Genomic DNA, 1,479 nt, shown 5'->3' on the forward strand with positions numbered 1-1,479 from the left:
AAGTATAAGATCTAATTAACATTTTAATTTTTAAATAATCATTTTTACGGTAATTTTTATTTTATTTCGCATAACGAACTAGACTAACCGACGTAGGCTGACCCTGAGTCCCGGAACGGGACGTTAGGGATTGGCGCGACGCTTGCGTAAGCAAGAGGAGTGACAAAAGCCTATGTGTCGCAGACCGAGCGAGGGCGTAAGTCCCGAAGCGAAGCGGTTAGTCGCTGTTATGCGGAGTCACCTTTTTGATCTCATTAAATTTGTGATTATATTTCCGTATTGTCTTGCGGATGATTTTCTGCTATCAATTGCGAGGTACGTTTGAATTATACCAATGATTACTGCTAGGGCTAAACCAAGTGCAGATAGCCAGAAACTCTTTTTCCCATCGTTTAAATACTCATTGACCAATTGATTGCTTATATCTAATTCATCTGCAATTTTAACCATATCTGTTTGTATTACGGAATAATCTTTTGTTTTTATTCTGACATTTTCGAATAAGTCTCTTTGCTTTATTGGTAGTTTGTCAAATGGATCTTTTTGTTTAAATTCGAGGAGTAAAGTATTTAGCTTTTTGTTTAGTTTTGGATCAAAATCTTTTTTCGAGAAATTTTCCATAATCATTTCTTGAATAACGATTTCTAGTGTTGGAGGTTTGTTTTCTAAGTATAGATTATCTTTTGATTTAAAAAAATTTGATTTATAGACTAAAGTTGATTCAAGTATACCCTTCAGGGTAATGGTAGTGGCTCCATTCTGTATTGGTAAAAGTAATTTAGAATGAATTTCTTGCTTTGAGATTCCTTTGTCTATTATATTTGAAGCAAGTGCACTTGAAATAATAAGGGCTAATATAATATTGAGAATAGCACCGATCCATGAGAATCTATTGATTACTAGTCTTTTTTCATGTATTCTTCTCTGCTCCAATAAAAGTGCTTTATATTGTGCTCTTTGTTTTTCATATTCTAGTTGTGTTTTTGCAATACTAGATGTTAAGGTTTTCTTACTTGCTGGCATTTAGTTTCCTTTGTGTAAAAATTTGGTGATTTCGCATAACGAATAGGCTAACCGACGTAGGCTGCCCCTGAGTCCCGGAAACGGGACGTTAGGGACTGGCGCGTAGTTTGCGCATGCAAACGAGTGCCAGAAAGCCTATGTGCCGTAGGCCGAGCGAGGGCTTGTCCCGAAGCGAAGTGGTTAGCCGCTGTTATACGCAGTATCCAATTATGAAGATGAAAGTATTTAGAAAACATTAAAGTCGAAATTCCTTTTTCTTTTCATTCTTCATCTATTTTTTTAAAAATCAAATTGATCCTTCATTTAACAGATCGGTTCTGAAAAAAAAAGGAATTATTTCCTTCAACAGGTAAAAAAGAGAATAATAGTCAGAAGATTATTTTTCTGTCGGAAAAAATGGCCAAGAACTCTTCCTCTGTTTCTTTCTTAAGAACTTCTTATTCTTCTCTTCCAATA

At 35.2% G+C, this 1,479-nt stretch carries 1 protein-coding gene; it reads right to left on the reverse strand.

Annotated features, from left to right (window positions below; genetic code table 11):
* Window positions 1–237 precede the first annotated feature (237 nt).
* Window positions 238–1,023: a hypothetical protein gene (locus tag LEP1GSC202_RS00175; RefSeq protein ID WP_015675656.1), complete on the reverse strand. Its 786-nt coding sequence runs from the start codon at window positions 1,021–1,023 to the stop codon at window positions 238–240.
* Between the last annotated feature and the right edge of the window lie 456 nt (window positions 1,024–1,479).

Source organism: Leptospira yanagawae serovar Saopaulo str. Sao Paulo = ATCC 700523, assembly GCF_000332475.2.
Classification (GTDB): Bacteria; Spirochaetota; Leptospiria; order Leptospirales; family Leptospiraceae; genus Leptospira_A; species Leptospira_A yanagawae.

What these genes read in the sequence shown, in the direction of transcription:
- LEP1GSC202_RS00175 (WP_015675656.1), bottom strand. Translation starts at nt 1,023, where the DNA reads ATGCCAGCAAGTAAGAAAACCTTAACATCTAGTATTGCAAAAACACAA.